Genomic DNA, 19,920 nt, shown 5'->3' with positions numbered 1-19,920 from the left:
AACGCGCAGGGGTACATCGACATCACGTACACCTCCATCCCGACCACCTCGGGCGCTGCGGCCGCCCCGATCGACAAGTCGTCGATCGAAACCCGCACGACTGCACCGTTCACGCTCACCGGCCCCCTCGGTGACCTCGCCATGACCGGCAGCACACCGGTCATCATCGGCGCGCCTCTGCTGATCGCCGGTGACGCGGCAGATGCCACGACCGTGACGTACCGGTACTTCCTGAAGGACAAGAACACCGCCAACACTCTCGGTCTGTTCTCGGGGGCCGGGCCCCTGACCATCACGATGGTCGCCGGCCAGGTGCGCAGCGGCAGCGGTGCCGTCCAGGCATCCAACGCGGCGCAGACACTGACGATGACCGTCGGCGCCGGCACGGTCGGCGAAGCGACCTCGGGCGGCCCGATCTCACTGGGTCCCCTCACACTGCAGGGGCCCACGGTGGGACTCGGCGGCTTCGGCTTCGTCGACGGCAAGGTCGTCGTCTCGGTCACGGTCGGGGTGCAGCGGGCCTCACTGGCGTTCGGCGGCGGCGGTGCAACCAGCGATGCGCAGTCGAGCTCCGGCGTCACCGTCGACCTGATCGGCCTGTCCGGCTCGTTCGAGCTGGCCGTCGACGTCTTCGGTCTGCTCAGCGGCAACGTCGATGTCCGCCTGACCGGAAAGTGGGGCATCCAGGTGGCTGCCCTGGACGCGCAGATCCCCGGAGTCGCCCGACTGCAGGCGACCGGCATCAAGCTCGGCTACGACCCGAAGGCACCGTCGACCCAGCAGCTGGTGAGCATCAACACCGCGACCATCACCTTCCCCTCACTGGGAGTCACCGGCTCCCTGCGCCCCTACAATCCGGCCACGTCCTCCAACATCGCCGCGAACAACGATCAGACGCTGGCCGCTTCGGTGATCCCGGGGCTGACCATCTACGGCGACGGATTCAAGCTGGGCACCGCCGAGCTCGCGTACGGCCTGCCGCCGACCACGGGCACGACCGACCCCGGCAACGCGCTGTCGTCGACGGCGGCCGACAAGCAGATCTCCCTCGGCGGCATCCTCATCCTCAACGACATCCGCATCGGAGTCTCGGGCCTCGAGGTGCACTTCCCGTCGGGGTCGGGGGCGACGGCAGCCTTCACCGGGTCGGTCTACATCGCCTCCGGCGGGGCGGCGCTGTTCCCGGGCAAGCCGTTCAGCGCGACGCTGAAAGACCGCTCCGCGGCCGACGACGTGCGCCCCGACGGCTCGCCCGATGACGAGGCGTTCCGCATCGCGCTCACGTTCACCGACGGCAGAGTGGATGCCTTCCAGCTCACCGTCGACACCCTCGAGGTCGATCTCGGCTCGTATGTCACCTTGACCGCGACCGACTTCCGTCTCGACACGGGCGCAACCGGCAGTCAGCGCATGGCCCAGTTCCAGTCCGTGGGCGCGAAGGTGACGATCGGCTCGCTGGTGATCAGCGGCGAAGGCCGCAATTTCGCGATCGACGGCGACGGATCGTTCGAGACGCTTCCCGGGTTCGGCGTGTTCCTGACCGTCGGATCGGCCACGGGCGACTCGTTCAAGTGGCCGTCGTACCTGCCGGTGCGCATCGACGCGATCGGCATCCAGTGGGCCGACATCCAGAACGACCCGGGCGATTTCGTGCTGATCCTCTCGGCCAGCGTCACCGGCATCCAGGGCCTGCAGGGGCTGCAGATCACCGGCTCCATCCAGGGAGTCCGCATCCAACCGTCGCTGCTGCTGCAGGGCGAGTTCCCGATCATCGGCATCGACTCGATCGGTGTCACCGTCAAGGGCAAGATGTTCGGCGGCGACGTGAGTGCGGGCCTGATCGGCGGTATTGAGAAGCTGGACACGAATTACGCGATCATCGGCACCTTCGACACCACGACGCCGGTGTTCAAGCGCGTGTTCTACCTCGGACTCAGCGGCTCGATCTCGATCGCGGGCCTGGCCGGATTCGGCATCAGGATCGGGCTGAGCGATCTCGGTCCTCTGCAGGTGTACCTCTCGGTGGACCTGCCCGGTGGAATCCTGCTCGAGCCCACCAGCGGGCTGTCCATCAACGACTTCGCCGGAGGCGTGGAGTTCTTCAAGACGCTGCCGTCCATCGACGACCCGTTCGCGCTGCGCTCCAGCGCGTTCCAGCTGCCGACGGTGCTCACCGCCGACCAGTGGATGGCGTCGCTGCAGCAGCAGGTGGCCACACAGGCCAAGAGCATCGCGGCAAACCCCGGGCAGAGCGGGTTCGCCGCCGCATTCACCTCGCCGATGGTCATCACCGGCTCTGCGAAGATCTACTCGATCTACACGTCCGAGGCCGTGTTCAACGGGCAGGTGATCGTGAAGATCTCCACCGACGGCAAGATCCTCATCATCGGCAAGCTGAATTTCGCCGCCGACAGCATCTCGATCTCGGGTCGCCTGTACGCGGATCTGTCGAAGGTGGCCACCGGAGACGTCACGGTGCTGTTCCTGGCCGACTTCCCCGACCAGGTGCGCCTGCTCACCGTCTACGGCAAACTCAAGATGGGCTTCCGCAACTCGTCGGGGCAGGAGGTCACCTTCGCGGTCGCGCCGGGCGCTGACCCGGTGGCCACCGGCATCGCGCCGACGATCGGACTCGGCGCGCCGAGCGGCGGCTCCATCGATGCGGGGGTGTTCAACGGGGCGGCCGGATCGACCAAGCACATCGACATCGTGTACACAGCGCCCGCCGGGGCGAACCTCGACATCGCCCGGATCCTGAACGGCACCACGACCTTCACGCTGTGGCAGGGCACGACCCAGCGCGCGCTCACCATCACCGCGCCGGTACCGATCGTCGCGGTCACGACCGACTCCGGCATGGTGTTCGCTGAGCTGCAGACCGACGCCGCCGGGGCGTTCTACATGCTGAACGGCACACGCGTGGACGTGCTGCTGGTCGGAGATCTCGCCGCCGGCGACGACCTTCTGCAGGCGGCGGTGCGCCTTGTCGGCACGACGCGCTTCCGCTACGCGCTCGGCACGGACGCCTTCGGGATGGGCACCTGGCAGGTGCACTTCGACGCAGGCGCCGTCAAGAACGCCAGCCTGACCACCGACGCCGGCACGACGGCCGGGGCGGGCAGCGTCGACACGAGGCTCACCTTCACCCTGACCGGAGTCGTGCCGTCGATCGTCAACCCGATGCCGGGCGCGTCCGTCGACGTGAACGTCATCAACGGTCGCGCCTGGATGACGGTGACCTACACGAACCCGACCCTGTTCACGATCGACCCGGCCTCGATCACCGACCTCGCGCCCGAGTTCCAGCTGTCCGGCGCAGGCCTGGGTACGATCGCCCTCGACGGCACGCAGGCGCCGCAATGCACTCCGACTGCCACCGGCCTGGAGTGCCGCTACTGGCTGACCGGACGATTCGCCTCCACCGGCGCGGTGCAGCTCGCCTTCGTCCCCGGCAGCTGGTCGTATCTGATGACCGTCACCGCCGCCCTGACCGTCACCGACGAACCCGACCAGACCGGCAGCGCGAGTGTCGGGGTGCTGTTCAACCTCGGTGCCGGCCAGGGCGTTCCCGCGGGGTGGACCGTCGATCCCGCTGCGATCATCTCGCGACTGAACGGGCTGTCGTTCGGCGGACCCGGCTGGACCGTCGCCCTCGACCCCAGCCAGCCCATCACCGCGACCGAGACGCCCGGCGAGTTCCGCATCCCCGTCACTGTCACAGCCCAAGGCGATGCCGGCGCCCTCACCGCAGCGCTCACGAACAGCTCGCTGGCGTTGCGCGGCACGATGAACGCCGGCACGCAGCCCTTGCAGACCCTGGCCGTCACACCGACCGCCTACCTCGACATCGACTTCGACACCTCCGCCGGCAACGGCTACACGCTCGATCTGACCTCCGTGCTCGACGCGGCGCCCGAGTTCGAACTGTCGGGCGAAGGCGTCGGCAGCATCGTCCTGGACGCCGGCAGAGCGCCCGTCGCGGTCAGCGGCGCGCCCACCGGCAAGACGCGCGTGCGCTACTGGCTGACCGGAGAGTACGAGACGGGCTTCGCGGTCACTCTGCACCTGATCGCCGGCTCCTGGTCGTACCTGGCCTCGGTCACCCCGACCACGGGCCAGACGCTCAGCGCGAGCGGAAGCACCCTCAGCTGGCGCGACCAGATCACCGTGACCGTGCCGGCCGCCTCCGGTCCGAGCGGATACGCCATCGATGCGGCATCCATCCTCGCGCGCTTGGCGGCGATCCGGTTCACCGCCACAGCCTCGGGCTGGTCGGTCGTGGTCGACCCGACGCAGGCGATCCGAGAGGGCGCGACGGCGGGCACCTACATCATCCCCGTCATCGTGGAACGACCCGACACCGCCGACTCGACCTCGACCGTGACCGCCATCGCGCTGAACATCGGGTACTCCGCGACCTTCAGCCCGAGCGACACGTCGTTCACTCCGGCCGCTCGGACCTGGGTGGACGTGCCGTTCACCGCCCCCTCGGGTCTGCTGATCGCCGCGGGGACGCTGACCACCTCGTCCATCACCCTCACCGTCATGCGCGGCGGCGTGGCCCAGATCATCACGATCACCGGCATGCAGATCCTGGCGACCATCGGCGACACGGTGTGGGTGCGCTACACACTCAGCGCCGCTCTGCAGCCCGGCGACGAGGTCTCGGTGCAGTACGCCGCGAGCGGCTGGTCGTACACGTCGCTGACCGGTGGCACCGACACGCACACACCCGGTGCCGTGACGGCCGGAACCCTGCCGGGTGCGGTCGTGCCGCTGGCGGCGGAACAGATCGACCCGGCCGAGACCTACCTCGACGTGACGTTCACGCCGCCGGCATCACGCACCGACGGCACGCTGCCGTTCGACCCGCTGACGCTCGGCATCGGCGCCTTCACCCTCACCGGTCCGGGCGCCGGAGGCGTCACCGTCACCGGCGTGGTGGCGCTCGGCGGCAACACCTGGCGGTACCTGCTCTCGGGCGCCTTCGGGCCCGGACGCGTCGACATCGTGTTCAACCTGCACGCGTACGCCTCCGGCGGCGCCAACGCTCCCCCGGTCGACACGACGCTGACACAGTCGTTCCAGGTGGTGGGCGCCACCGGTGACGTCGTCCAGACGATCCCCGACGACCCGTCCACCACGACCATCGACGAGAGCGACGTGCGGCCCGTGGCCGGCGCGACCCTCGGCCGCGACCTCATCAATGCCCTCAAGTACTTCGAGATCCGCTTCACCGGAACCAGTGGCTTCGCCCTCGACCCCTCCACGATCGGCGGCGACGAGATCGAGTTCCGCGACGCCGCGGGCAATCTGATCCCGCTGGCCGCGCCGGTACGCGTCGGGACCAGCAACGTCTGGCGCTACGCGTTCACCGCGGCGCTTGCCGTGGGTGCCTACAGCATCACCTTCCGCGCCGGCAGCTTCGCCGACCTCGGTGGCAACCTCAACGCCGCCGAGACCGAGATCTTCACCGTCTCGGCGCCCACCGCCGCCCTCATCGATCCGACCCCCGGTTCCGTCCTCGACGTATCCGCACTCACCGGCCGCGGCTGGGTCGACATCACGTTCGCGCCCCTCGGCACCAGCCCGGTGGCCGGCGGCGCCGATGTCAACCCGGCGACGATCCTCGACAGCGGCGCCGAGATCACGATCACCGCGAACGGGACAGCGCTGGAAGTCTCGGGCACACCGTCGCTCGTGGCCGGCACGGCCGCGACCTACCGGTACTTCTTCACCGGCTGGACAGGTGGCGCGCTGTCGGTCACGTTCCTGGATGCGAGCTGGGCGAACAACGACGGAACCCTGTTCAGCACCGCGACCTCTGCCGGCACGGTCACCGCAGAGGCCCCCACCGAGGCGACGCTGCGGGACCGCATCTGGTTCGCCGTGCAGCTGACCACCCCCGGTGCCGCGGTCGATGTCTCGACCCTCGGCGCAGACGACCTCGTCTTCACCGGAGGCGGCACCCAGGGTCTGACGTTCTCGAGTGTGATGTACGACGCCGCGACGGGCATCGCGCGCTACCTGTACACCGGAGCGCAGGGCATCTCGACCGGCAAGGTCACCGTCGCCTTCGCCGAAGGCGGGTGGAGCGACATCGCCGGCAACCGCTCGGCCGCCGGCGCACAGTCGTTCACGCTCATCACGCAGGGCACATCGTTCTTCATCGAACTGTCCGGCGGCATCATGCTCTCGGCCGGCGACTTCCTCGACGAGCCGCTGCTGAACCTGCACGCCGACGTGACGCTCGAGATCGACACGACCCGCAAGATCTTCATTCTGCGCTTCACGGGTCAGCTGGACGTCTACGGACTCGGTACGATCGGCGCGGCATCGGGAATGTTCGCGCTCATGGTCGGCGACGCGTCCACCAACCCGATGTACCCGATTCCGCAGTTCTGGGGCGTCGCGGCGATCCAGACGAACTTCCAGGCGCTCGAGAAGTACGGCCTGCACCTGAACGGTTCCGCCCAGCTGCAGATCAACCTGACCAACCAGGTCAAGACCGAGACCATCGTGCTGCCCGGAGTCGGCAGCGGCGGCAGCGACCTGTCCGAGACGGTCACGTTGCAGCCGTTCAGCTTCGGATTCCAGATCGTGGGACAGGCCATCGTCTCCCCCGGCGGCACCGAGCTGATGCGGGTCCAGGGCGGACTGCTGCTGAACATCTCGATGGATCCGCCGGCCCCCGAGCTGAGCCTGTTCGTCACCGGCACGCTGTCCTTCGGCTCCGGGTCGGCGCGCATCGAGTACGGTTCGGTCACCGGCGTGCTGATGATCCGCACCAGCACCGCCGGGGGTGCCATCCCAGGCGTCGCCGGCAGCATCAGGGTCGGCCGCAGCGCCGGGATCGGTCTGCCCTCGGTGGGATCGCTGTTCTCGGCGACCGGGTCGGTGACCATCATCTTCAACACCACTCTCGTCGCGCAGTCGCTGACGGTGCCGGCGGCGTTCCTGCCGCTGCTGCAGCCGGGTCAGTCGCCGACGTTCATCATCCCGGCCTCGCCGCCGGGAATCGACGGATCCGCAGACCCGTCGGCCGCGCCGGCCGTGTACGTGGTGGCGACCATCCAGGCCGACCTGACCATCGGCGGGGCGTTCACGCTCAGCGGCTTCATCTCGATCACCGCCGCATACGACACTACGGGCACCGCCTACCTGAAGCTCGACGGGTTCGTCGGCACCACGATCCCGTATCTCGGCTCACTGACCGGCTCGCTCAATCTCGCCGTCTACGTCGGTGCCCAGACCGGCGTGGTCGGGCGCGTGCAGCTGACCCTGGGCGTCAACGCGATACCCGGCCTCAAGCTGAACGGGCAGTTCCTGCTCGAGATCAACACATTCGCCTCGGTGCGCAAGATCGAAACGTACAAGGTCGTCACCGAGACCGTCGACGGCAGTCCCGAATTCGCGGGCTTCATGCGCAACGACGACGGGTCGCTGGTGGTGGGCGAGGAGACGCTGCAGGTCGTCGGCGGATTCCGCCTGGAGATGTACGGCTCGCTGCAGGTCATGAACGCGCTGAACATCACGGGCCACGTGGTGCTCACCGTGAGCACCTCCGAACTGTCCCTTCTGGTCAACGGCAGCGCCTCCCTCTCACCGTTCGGCAATCTTGCGATCGTCGACTCCGGCTTCTCGATCACCGGCGACGGCGTGCTCGCGCGCCTGGCGATCTCGCTGGATTCCGACTTCGGCAGCACCATCGGCATCGGGTTCTCGGCCAGCGCCGTCATCCAGCTGAACACCACCGGCAGCGCCCGTACGTTCGGCGGCACGAGCATCGCACCCGGATTCCTGCTGCGCCTGGACGGCTCGATCGAATTCGCCCACCTCGCACGCGGCACCGGCTTCGCCGAGATCCGCATCGCCGCGGGCGCCTTCGAGATGTCGTTCGGCGTGTCGTTCGACCTCGCCGGGCTGAAATTCATGGCCAACGGCGTGGCGGGGGTGTATTCCGACGGGTTCGTCATGAGCGTGTCTGTGTCCGCCTCTGCCGACGCGTTCGTCTTCAGCCTCTCTGCCGGCGGCACTCTGCGCATCAACACGACCGGAGTGGTGCGTCAGGGTGTCGATCCCGGCTTCCTGCTGCAGCTGACCGGCACGGTGACACTGCTCAAGCTGTTCCACTTCGATGCCGGATTCACGATTGCTGTCGGCAAGACGGCGGCGGATGACACGACCTACTCGTCCGGGGACTGGTACCTGGATGCCTACGCCAACCTGAGCTTCTTCGGATTCTCGCTCTCGGGGAAGATCTTCCTGAACTCGGCGGGCAACTTCGCCCTCAACCTGTCGGGCCACATGAAGCTCGGCGGCTCGTTCATGGGCATCCGCGGTGACTTCCGGCTGGACGTGTCGTTCCTGACCCACGAGCAGGACGGCATCATCTGGTACACCCTGCACATCGGCGGCGGGGCCAGCGTGGAGGTCTACTTCGACTTCAAGATCTTCAGCATCAGCTTCGGTGTGGGGCTCGACCTCGACGTGACCGCCGATTCGCGCAACGCCGACTCCAACGGCGCGACACCGCTGAATCTGTCGATCCGAGTGCGCTTCAAGATCCTCGGTTCGTGGCATTCCGCCGGCGACACTTTCCGCATCGGAACCGTCTACTTCCCGGTGGTGCCGTACCTGGCCGGCAACAACCAACCCAGCGGCGACTTCACGAGCCTCAAGAAGTGGACGGCGACCGACCGTGACCTGTATCTGAACGTCGGCGACAGCGCCCACCGCACCGCACGGGCCGTCGCGACGGCGGTGACCGCCGAGACGGTGTACATCCAGCAGTTGGGTCCGGCCACCACCGACGGCGCGACGATCCGGATCACCGCCTTCGGGTACACGCGCGACTACGCGCACGTCACCTCGATCCACGGCGACTTCGGCGACGACGCCGATAACGTGACGATAGATCCGAGCGTGACGATTCCGGTATACCTGACCGGCGGCACCGGCAACGACACCATCCTGCTGCAGGGCTCCGGGCAGGGCAGCACGCTGGACGGAGGGGCCGACAACGACACGATCACAGTCGGCGGCAAAGCCACCGCCACCGTCCACGGCGACTCCGGCGACGACATCCTGCGCCACACCGGCACCGGGGCGGTCAGCCTCTCCGGTGACGACGGCGACGACGTGCTCGTCGGCAACAGCCTCGACGACGTGCTCTCAGGCGGCGCGGGCAATGACACCCTGTCCGGTCGCGCAGGCAGCTACGCGGGCGGCGCCGGCAACGACACGTTCCTGGTTCCCTCGGCCGTGTTCGGTTCGACCGTCGCCGCGGTCGTGGACGGCGGTGACGGCAGCGACGCGCTCACCCTGACGCTCACGGGCGGCACCGACATCCTCACCGTCGCCAACCCGTCCACCGGCACGCTGGCGTTCACACTCGGCGGTGTCGTCAAGAGCACCACCGGCATCGAGGCGCTGACCATCGACGCCGGGGCCGGGGCCGACCAGCTCACCCTGGACGACATCACCGGCAACGCCTCGGGGCTCTCCGCGGTGACCCTGCTGCTGGGCACCGGCAGCACCGACCTCGTGACCATTCTCGGCTCCGCCGCAGACGCCGACACGTTCACGGTGGCCACCGCGGCCGGCAGCACCACGGTGACCCGCTCGTCGGGCAGCGGCTACACCGTCACGATCACGGGAGGTGTGCGCGGCCAGGGTGACGCGCTCACGGTCGACGGCCGCGGCGGCGCCGACCGGATCGACGCCTCTGCCGTCACCGCCGACCAGCTCGCCCTCACCCTGGTCGGCGGCACCGGCGACGACACGCTCGTCGGCTCGCCGTTCTCCGACGTGCTGGACTCCGGCACGGGCGACGACACCGTCACGGGCGGTCTCGGCTTCGACGTCTTCATCGACGCAGGCGGCACCGATACCCTCGTGGAGTCGTTCAGCGGCGTCGACTTCGGACTGTACGACAACCTGTTCGTCGTCGGCCGGGTGGTGGGCACCACCGACTTCAGTGCCGACTCGATCGCCGAAGACATCGCGGGCATCTTCGAGATCGCCCGGCTCACCGCCTCCGGCTCCGGCGCCACCACCATGCTGGTCGGCGACGCCGACGGCCGGCTGCTGGTCGGCGGCGCGGCACGCACGGTGAGCGCGTGGACCGGAACGGCATATCTGGATGCCGGCGCCGGCGACGACCTCGTGCGCGTCGAACTCACGAAGTCCACGGGCATGGCCGTCCACGTCACCGGCTCCCCCGGCACCGACCTGCTGCAGGTGTGGGGCACGCCGCAGCCGGACGACCTCATCGCCGACACGGTCGCCTCGCCTCCCGCCGGCACCGGGTCCAACCGCATCCGTCGCGTCTCGTTCGACACCTCCGGGGTCATGACGCTCCTCGGCACGATCACCTACTCGGGCGTGGAGTCGGTGCAGGTGCGCACTCTCGCCGGTGCGGACCGTGTCGCCGTGCGTGAGCTCGCGGTGCCGATGACGGTGTTCGCCGGCGAGAACAACGACACGATCGCCGTCGGCTCGAACGCCGCCGGCACCGGTACCAGCCGCAGCAGCTGGACCAACACCGGCGGCACCGTCAACGCGATCCTCGCCGCACTCATCGTCGACGGCGGCAGCGGTCCCGGCGTCGCCACCGGCGACGACCTGCTCGCCGTCGACGACACCGCCGACGACGCCCCCAACACCGGCGGGCTCACCCTGAACCAGATCACCGGATTGGGCATGGGCCCCGACGGCATCGCGTACACGACGTTCGAACGCCTCACCATCGACCTCGGTTCCGGCGACGACATGTTCACGGTGCACTCCACGCACACCGGCTCCACGGCGCTGACCACCCGCGCCGGCGACGACACCGTGATCGTGCGCACCGTCAACGGCATCACCACCGTCGACACCGGCACCGGTGACGACACCGTGCGCCTGAGCTCCACTCTGAACGGCATCGGCGGCACCCTCACCGGCATCGCGGCACCGCTGACGATCACCGGCGGCACGGGCACCGACACGCTGTACCTCGATGACGCCGCCACGGCGCTGGACCGGGTGGGGGTTCTCACCGGCACCTCGATCACGGGCCTGGGCATGACGCACGGGATGCCGCAGCCCTCGCTGGTGCAGGTCGTGACCGTGTCGGGGGCTGCTGACGGACGCTTCGTCCTGTCGATCGCGGGCGTCGGCACCACGGGCCAATTGGCCTTCGATGCCACCGCCACTCAGGTGCAGACTGCGCTGGCCGCACTCGTCGGCGTCGGCAACGTCGTGGTGACCAAGGCGGGCACGCGCTGGACGATCGCGTGGGCCGGGACGCTGGCCGGCGCCGCCGGTCGCGCACTGGCCATCACGATCGCGCCCGTCGCCGGTCACCCGCTCGTCGCCGCGGGCGGCGGCACCGTGACCACCGGAGTCACCGCGTCCACCGACGGTCGCGTGGACTACGCCCAGTTCGAAGGTCTGGACGTCACCCTCGGCACCGGTTCCGACATCCTGAACGTGGACAGCACGCACTCCGGCACCACGAGCGTGCACGCCGGCGCGGGTGACGACCGGGTGTTCGTCGAGGCCACCACCGGCGCCCTGACCGTGCGCGGCGACACCGGCGACGACTGGCTGACCGTGAACGCCGTGCCCGACGCCGTCGGCACGAACCCGCTGCGCGGAACGGTGGGCCTGGACGGCGGCAACGGCTCCGACACGTTCGTGGTCAACCTGTTCGGCGCAGGCACCGACCGCATCGACACGACCGACTCCAACGCCGACGGCGGTACGAACGTGCTCGTCGTGAACGGATCGGCCGCCGACGACACGTTCCTGCTGCGGCGCAACACCACCCGCGCGCTGATCGCGCTGCTGACCGACGGCAGCGCCGAGAAGGTCACCTACGGCCAGGAGATGACCGGCGGCGTCGTCCTCAACGGCGGGCTCGGCGACGACACTTTCGCTTTCGATGACACCGCCTCGGTGCTGACCGTCAACGGCGGCGACGGCAACGACACCTTCCGGTTCGGCCAGCTGTACACCGCCTACACGGGCGACGCCGAGTTCCCGGCATCCGGATTCTTCTCGTCCACGCGCGGCTCCCTCACCCGCGGGGTCTCGTTCACCGCTGCCGTGCACGGCGATGCGGGCGATGACACGTTCGAGGTGTTCCGCAATGTCGCCACCCTTAACCTGTACGGCGAGGCCGGCGACGACACCTTCGTCATCCGCTCGTTCGTCGGCGAGTCGGAGCAGACCTCGCTGGACGCCGGCGCCGGCCGCGACTTCATCCAGTACGCGGCCAACGCGCCGGTCAACATCGACGGCGGGTCGGGCGATGATCTGGTGGTGGTCATCGGCACGGAGTTCAACGACACCTTCGTGGTCACCGCGACCGGGATCTACGGGGCCGGCCGCGTGGTGCGCTACGTCAACGTCGAGCGGGTCGCGTTGTACGGCATGGCCGGTGACGACGTGTTCATCGTGCTCTCGACCGACCCGGCCGTCTCGACGTCGATCTATGGCGGACAGGGCTCGGACCGCGTCGAGGTGGGCGCCCTCGCCCCCGCCGTGCAGGCTGATGACCTGCTCGGCTACACCGGCCTGGTGCGCCACCAGGTCGAGAGCACGGTGCCCAGCAGCGCGTGGGCGCTGCTGCCGGTCGACGGCATCTCGACCGAGATCATGGATGACGACACGCCCAAGGTGGTCGTGGCCCCCGTCGGCGGATCGCTGACCCTCACCGAGGGCGGTCCCGCCGGGCGACTGCTCGTGCGACTGACGCAGGCGCCTGCCACCGCCGTGCAGGTCACACTCACGGCGCCCGCCGTCGATCCGACGTCGACGAGCCGCTCCCGCGCCCTGCTGCTCTCGCTGGACGGCCAGGTGTGGCACACCTCGGTGACACTGGCCCTCGCCGCCGGCGACGACGCCGAGCACTTCGTCTGGGTGAAGGCCGACGACGACCTCTCGGCCGAAGGCGAACAGCTCGCTCCGATCGACGCGATCGTGACCGGCGGTGCGTACGACGGTGCACTCGTGCTGACCACCTTCGCCCGGATCATCGACGACGACACCCCCGAGGCAGCGGTGGTTGTCCCCGACGGCGGCGTCACCGTCGTCGAGCCCGCCACGGGCGGCCAGGGCGGGGAGGACGCGACCTATGAGGTGCGTCTGAGCGCCCCACCGGTGAACATGACGACGGTCGTGGTCACGGCACCGGCGGGCCTGCGCCTGTCCTCCGACGGCATCCATTGGGCCGTCTCGGTCACGCTCATCTTCACCACCACGGTCATGCAGACAGTCCACGTGCACGCGATCGACGACGGTGTCATCGAGGGCAAGCGCGTGGCGCAGATCACCGCCGTCATCAGCTCCAGCGATCTGAAGACCGGGACGGTGTCGGCAGCCGGCGGCCTCGCGAACGAGTTCGCGTTCACCGGATTCACCGCCGCGCCCGGCAGCCTGAAGGGCCTGCTGCTGCGCCTGACCGGCGGCGCAGGCGCCGGTCAGACCGCCCGTGTCTGGAACAACACGGCCACGACGCTCGAGATCGAGGGTCAATGGGACATCGCACCCGCCGTCGGCGACTCGTTCGTGCTCACCGGCTACACCGGGCCGGTGTCGACAGCCGAGCCCGGCGGCACGGTCTCGGCGATCTCGAGCGACCGCAGCACGATCACCCTGACCGGGGTGACGCTGCCGACCGCCGGCGGCGGCCTCAGCGGCGCGATGGTGCGCATCGTGGGCGCCACCGGCGCCGGTGCGTACCGCACGATCGCCTCCAACACGGCCACCACGATCACGGTGACCGACCCCTGGGGCGGCTCACTGCTGGTGGGAACGCCCGTGTTCGTCACCGAGATCCCCGGGGCCACCGTCGCCGACGTGAGCGTGCTGGTGCACGACGGCGACACCCCCGAGGTCATCATCACCCCGACCGGGAGCGTCCTGCGCCTCGTCGAGGGAGCCTCGTCCACCCAATTCGGCGGCACCGCGGCATACACCGTGCGCCTGTCGATGGCGCCAGGGGCCGGCGAGAGCGTGACGGTGAATGCGAACGCCATCGCATCGCACACACTGTCCTCCGCCTTCGGCGCCGATTGCGGACTCCCGAACGGATGCTACGCGCCACATCTGCAGTTCTTCGACGGCACGTCGTGGGTGTCGCAGCTGACGCTGACGTTCACCGCCGCCAACTGGTGGATGCCGCAGACCGTCACCGTCCGCGCAATCGACGACACCACCATCGACGGCGACGAGGTGCAGGAGTTCCCTGACGCGCCTCGCACGGTCGCGCTCATCCAGGGCCCGCTGTTCGTCTCGGGCGGCGAGGATCCGAACCCGCCCGTGCAGCTCGACCTCGACGGCTACCTGCCCGTCATGCTTCCCGGCGAATCCTCCGGCAACCCGCTGCCGATCACAGCCAGCACCGCCGATGCGATCGAGACCGCGCAGGTGGACACCCTCGTCGTGCACAACGAAGACAGCCCGGCGAACACGACGGGCATACTCACCGCCACGAGCCTGTCCGGCCTCGGCATGGGCGTGGACCGCACGGTGGCCGGGCGCGCGGTGGCCGGGGGCATCCAGTACAGCGACTTCGAGGACCTCACCGTCCTGCTCGGCTACGGCGACGACACGTTCACCGTGACCACGACGCACGCCGGGACCACCACGATCGACGCCGGCCCCGGGGACGACCACCTCGTCGTGCGCACGATCGCCGGCCACACCCGCCTGATCGGCGGGCCCATCAGCACCGCGACCCCGCTTCTCGGCCGCACCGACGACGACGTGTTCGACGTGGGCTCCTCCGGCGGCCTGCTCGACCTGCTGACCGCGCTGCTCGTGCTCGACGGCGGCGTGGGCAGCGACACCGCCAACCTCGTCGACACCGGTGACATCACGGCGAACCTCGGCTGGCTGACCGGCTCGACCGTCTCCGGGCTCGGGATGGGCCCGCGCACGGCGGACGACGAATCCGGGCGCCCGCTCGACCGGCTCTACAGCGTCACACCGCGGGGCGCGACGTTCACGATCATGCTGTCGCAGCTGCAGGACGGGACGCAGACCGGCATCGGTGCGATCACGTTCGCCGCGGGCGCTTCGGCCGCCGCCGTGCAGGCGGCCCTGCAGAGCCTGCTGTTCCCGACCACGCCGGGGGCGGACGCCGGCGTGTCGATGTCGTGCGGAGCCGACCAGCACACCCGTTGCGCTGCCAGCGTGTACGTGTGGCTCGTGGACGGCACCTACCTGATCGGATTCCGCGGCGAGACCAACGCCGACCCCAACCGGCCGGTGACGATCCTGCTGACCGCTCTGGGGGACTCGGCCTCCACCGCCGCGCCCGACGCCGACAGCCGCGCTGGCATCCGCTACGCGCGCCTGGAGACGCTGAACATCGCCCTCGGGTCCGGCAGCGACGTGTTCAACATCCGCGGTACGCAGCCGGTCACGAACGTGTCGCTCGGCGTCGGCGATGACCGCGTCTACATCTCCTCGCGCGCCGACGTCGCCCTCGGTGACTCACCACAGTTCTTGGCCGGAGACCTCGACGCGATCCTCGGCACTCTGAACCTCGACTTCGGCTCCGGACGGCACACACTGCTGGTCAGCGACGAGGACGCGACGCACGGCGACGGCAACGTGCTGATCACGGAGTCCGCCGCTGCCGCTCTCGCCCGCGACGGCCACCTCAGCGCGAACGGCGAGACGTTCGTCACGGGCCTTGCCCCGGCCGGAATCTCGTGGCGGGCCGGCGCCGACGGCACATTCGCCGACGGCATCCGCATCTGGACCAGCGCGTTCGCCGACACGATCCGCGTCGACGGGATCACGCACCGCGCCGGCGTGCGCACCACAACCTGGCTGAACACCGGGCTCGGCGACGACAAAGTCGTCGTGAAGCTGGATGCTGTGGCCGACGCCGGCAGGTTCTTCGTACTCGACACGCAAGGGCCGGCCGACAACCTGCTCGACCTGGGCGCCGACCTCGACGACGGCGACGAACCGGTCCAGCCCGACGTCGTGTCCCAGGTGCGCGTCAACGGCGTGCTGGTGCCGGCATCCCGCTATGTCGTCTCGACGCGCCTGGATACGGCAGGCCTGTTCGACTCGCTGCTGCCGGGCGACGTGGTCGCCGTCACGCTGCGGCTGACCGGCTGGGCGACGCAGTCCGTCGGGACCTACGACCTGGGCGCTGACGCCGATGTCGTCGGCTACCGGGTATGGGTCAACGGCCGACTGCTCTCGCCCTCTGAGATCACGCGTACCGGGAGCATCCTCGCCTTCGACGCACCGGCGCAGCGCGACGGATCGCCCGCATTCGTCGTCGTGGAGGTCACCCGCACGGAGACGCACACGTTCACGATGCCGGCCACGGGGGCCATCCTGCCCGCTGGCGTCACGGACGACGACGTGGTGGATGCCTCGGGTTCGTCGCTGCCGGTGATCGTGTTCGGCGGGATCGGCTCCGACCACATCACGGGAGGCACCGGCGATGACCTGCTGTTCGGCGACCGGGGTCTGGCCACCTGGCTCGACGCGTCTGGCGCGATCGTCGCGCAGTCCGGCAACGGCGGGCCCGGCGACCTCACCGACGGCATCGCCCGGCCGTTCGACGTCGCCACGACCGTGGACCACACGGTCGGCGGCCACGACACGATCCGCGGCGGAGGCGGCGACGACATCCTCCTGGGCGGGCGCGGCGACGACCGGATCGACGGCGGGGCCGGCCGTGACCTGATCTTCGGCGACAGCGTCACCCTCACCCGCACGCTCTCCGCTGCCAACCCGCGCTTCCGCGTGCTCAGCGGCGGTCAGATCTACAGCACCGATGCCGCGTCGGCCGGCACCGCCCTGGTGACGGCGACCTGGCAGAACAACCCCGCCGGGAGGGTGACCTGGAGTGATCTGCTGATCACGCTGCTCGACCACACGGCCACCACGCCCACCGACGTCTACGGCGACGATGTCATCGCCGGAGGCGCCGGTGACGACGTGATCTTCGGCGAACTCGGCGACGACGTCATCCAGGGCGACGGTTCGATCGACATCCCGGTCGCCGCGCACCGTGACGCGAACGGCAACCTCGTGGTCGTGCCGTCGGCCGAGGCGGCCACCGACGGCGACGACTACATCGAGGGCGGAGGCGGCTCTGACGTGATCTTCGGCGGCCTCGGCCGCGACGACATCATCGGCGGCAGCTCCGACCTGTTCTCGCTCACGACCGCCGCGCAGCGACCGGATGGCGCCGACCTGATCTTCGGCGGAGCGGGCACCCGCATCGGGCGCAACGACGACACCCTGCTGCACGGCCGCGACTCCGACACCGTCGTGGGCGACAACGGCGACATCCTGCGGATCGTCACCGTCGGCACGAACGGCGCCACCACCTACCGCACGTTCACGTACGACACCTACGGGGAGCCGGCGCGGCTGTTGCCGCGCGCGGTCGTGCTGCTGGACTACACGCCCGGCGGTCCCGACGCGGCCGCTTCTGCCCTGACGACCGACATCGGTGCGGCCGATGAGATCCACGGCGAAGCCGGCGATGACACCGTGTACGCGGGCCGCGGCGACGATGTGGTCTATGGCGACGCCGGCGACGACGACCTCATCGGCGGATGGGGCAACGATTGGATCTCGGGCGGCACCGGCACCGACGGCATCCTCGGCGACGACGGGCGGATCTTCACGAGCCGCAACGGATCGACCGAACCGCTCAACGGCGTCACCGTCGCTCACACGCAGACGGTCGTGGCCACCCCGGGCAACGCGCAGACCGCCACGACCTACCCCATCGGCAAGCTGTTCAAGAGCGTCGACCTCACTCCGTTCCAGATGAACGGCGACGTGCTCGACCCGACGTTCGCCGCGCACTTCGCCAACGATGTGATCTTCGGCGGCTGGGACGACGACTTCCTGCACGGCGGTGCCGGCGACGACGCGATCTCGGGGGCCGAGGCGATGCCGGGGACCAGCACCGCCACGATGGGCTGGGGCACCGGTCACATTCGCAGCGACTTCGCCCACCCGTTCAACGACGGCACCCTCCTCGGATTCGACAGCACCAGCGGCGAGTTCGCCCTGTACGACGAGTACCACCCGATGCGCAAGATCTTCGTGGCGGGCGGCGAGTGGTTCCTCAACTTCGACAGCGCCGAAGGCCGCCCCGACAGCGTCGCCACCATGGTGCGCACCGACGGCGACGATGCACTGTTCGGCGACAACGGCAACGACTGGATCGTCGGCGGCACCGGTCGCGACACGGCATGGGGCGGCTGGGGCAACGACCTGCTGAACATGGACGACGTGCTCACCACCGACGGCGGCGAGAACGACCAGCCCGACACCAGCCCCGCGTACGAAGATCGCGCCTTCGGCGGTGCCGGCCTGGACGTGCTCATCGCGAACACCGGCGGTGACCGGCTCATCGACTGGGCAGGCGAGTTCAACAGCTACCTCGTGCCGTTCGCCCCGTTCGGCCTGGGAACGGTGAGCCGGCAGCTGTCGCCGCACCTGCAGGACTTCTTGTACGCGCTGTCGGCGGCCCAGGGCGCCGACCCGACGATCGCGCAGGAATCCGGCGCCATCTATCAGGCCCGCAACGGCGAGCCGTTCGGCGAGATCGGCCTCGTGATGCAGCAGGATGACGCGTGGGGCGACCAGACCGGCGGCCCGCGCGATCCGCAGCCCGGCAACGTCCCCGGCGGCGCACGCGACGTCTTGCGCTCGGCGACCTTCACCACCGGCAACACCGCCGGCTTCCTCACCGACTCCGGCTCGTTCACCGTGCAGAGCGGAGCGCTGGCCGTGTCCGCGGTCGGCACGGACGGCGACGCGACCGCGGTGTACTACATCGACGAGTACCTGCCCATCTACTACGAGATCCACGCGCAGGTGAACCTCACCAAGCCGATCGGTGGCTGGAAGGCCAACGCATACGTCCTGTTCGACTACTTCTCCCCCACCGACTTCAAGTTCGCCGGGGTCGACCAGTCCACGAACAAGCTGGTCATGGGCCAGCGCACCGCCGCAGGCTGGCAGGTCTACGTGCAATACGCCGTCAAGGGCGGAGTGAAGTACAACACGTGGTACACGATGCTCGTCGCGGTCAACGGCACAACGGTCACCGTGTCGCTGGGCGGCGTGGCGGCGTTCACCTACACGTTCGCGCCACGGGTGACCGACGGCGTGACCGTCGCCTTGAACAAGGGCCTCATCGGCGTCGGATCCAACCAGTCTCGCGGACTGTTCGACAGCATCTCGGTGCAGGTGCTGCCCCCGACCATCACTCTCGACGTCACCGATGACTTCTCGCAGGGACCCGGCATCATCGACGCAGCGGTCAGCGGGAGCTTCACGGCAGATGCCGGCACGCTCGTCGGCGGCCCCGTCGCCGGAGCGCCCGCGATCGCGTTGGCCGACCTCGGCGCACCGGTCTCAGCCAACGCGTTCCTGGAGATCACCGAGGTCGTGGTCCTGACCGCGGGGGCCCGTGCGGGCATCGTCTACGACTACTACAGCCCCACCGACTACAAGTTCATCCTGCTCGACCAGGCGGCCGGCAGGGTGCTGTTCGGCCATGTCGCCGGCGGCGTGAGCGTGGTCGACCAGTCGGTGACCAAAGACCTGGCGGTCGGCAGCCACACGCTGTTGGTCACGATCAAGGGCGCGTCGATCTCACTCGTGATCGACGGCGTGTTCGTCGCGTCCCGCGCCTACAACGCGGCCCTGGCCGACGGCAGGTTCGGGCTGTATGCGGATGCCGGCACTGCGCGCTTTGACTCGCTGCGAGTGCGCACCGACGGCATCACGTCACCGATCGCCGCTCCTCTGGCCGCAGCGCAGCCTGCTGCGCCGGATCCGTCGGCCGATCCGACCCAGCCACAGCCGACGACCGCCGATCAGCCCGCGCTGACACCGCCCGGCCCTCCAGGCAAGCGCAAGAAGTGA

Annotated in this window: 1 protein-coding gene (cut by a window edge); it reads left to right on the top strand. The window is 69.2% G+C overall.

Going from position 1 to position 19,920, the window contains the following annotated elements; genetic code table 11:
• Positions 1–19,920: the 3' portion of a hypothetical protein gene (locus QU603_RS07375; RefSeq protein ID WP_308493834.1), read on the top strand. It extends 16,596 nt beyond the left edge of the window; 19,920 of the gene's 36,516 nt are visible here — the last part of the coding sequence; the start codon falls outside the window, past its left edge; the stop codon is at positions 19,918–19,920.

Origin of the sequence: Microbacterium terrisoli (assembly GCF_030866805.1) — a bacterium.
In the GTDB taxonomy this organism is placed as follows: Bacteria; Actinomycetota; Actinomycetes; order Actinomycetales; family Microbacteriaceae; genus Microbacterium; species Microbacterium terrisoli.
Note: the sequence above shows the minus strand (reverse complement) of the source record. Positions and strands in the feature narration are given on the sequence as shown.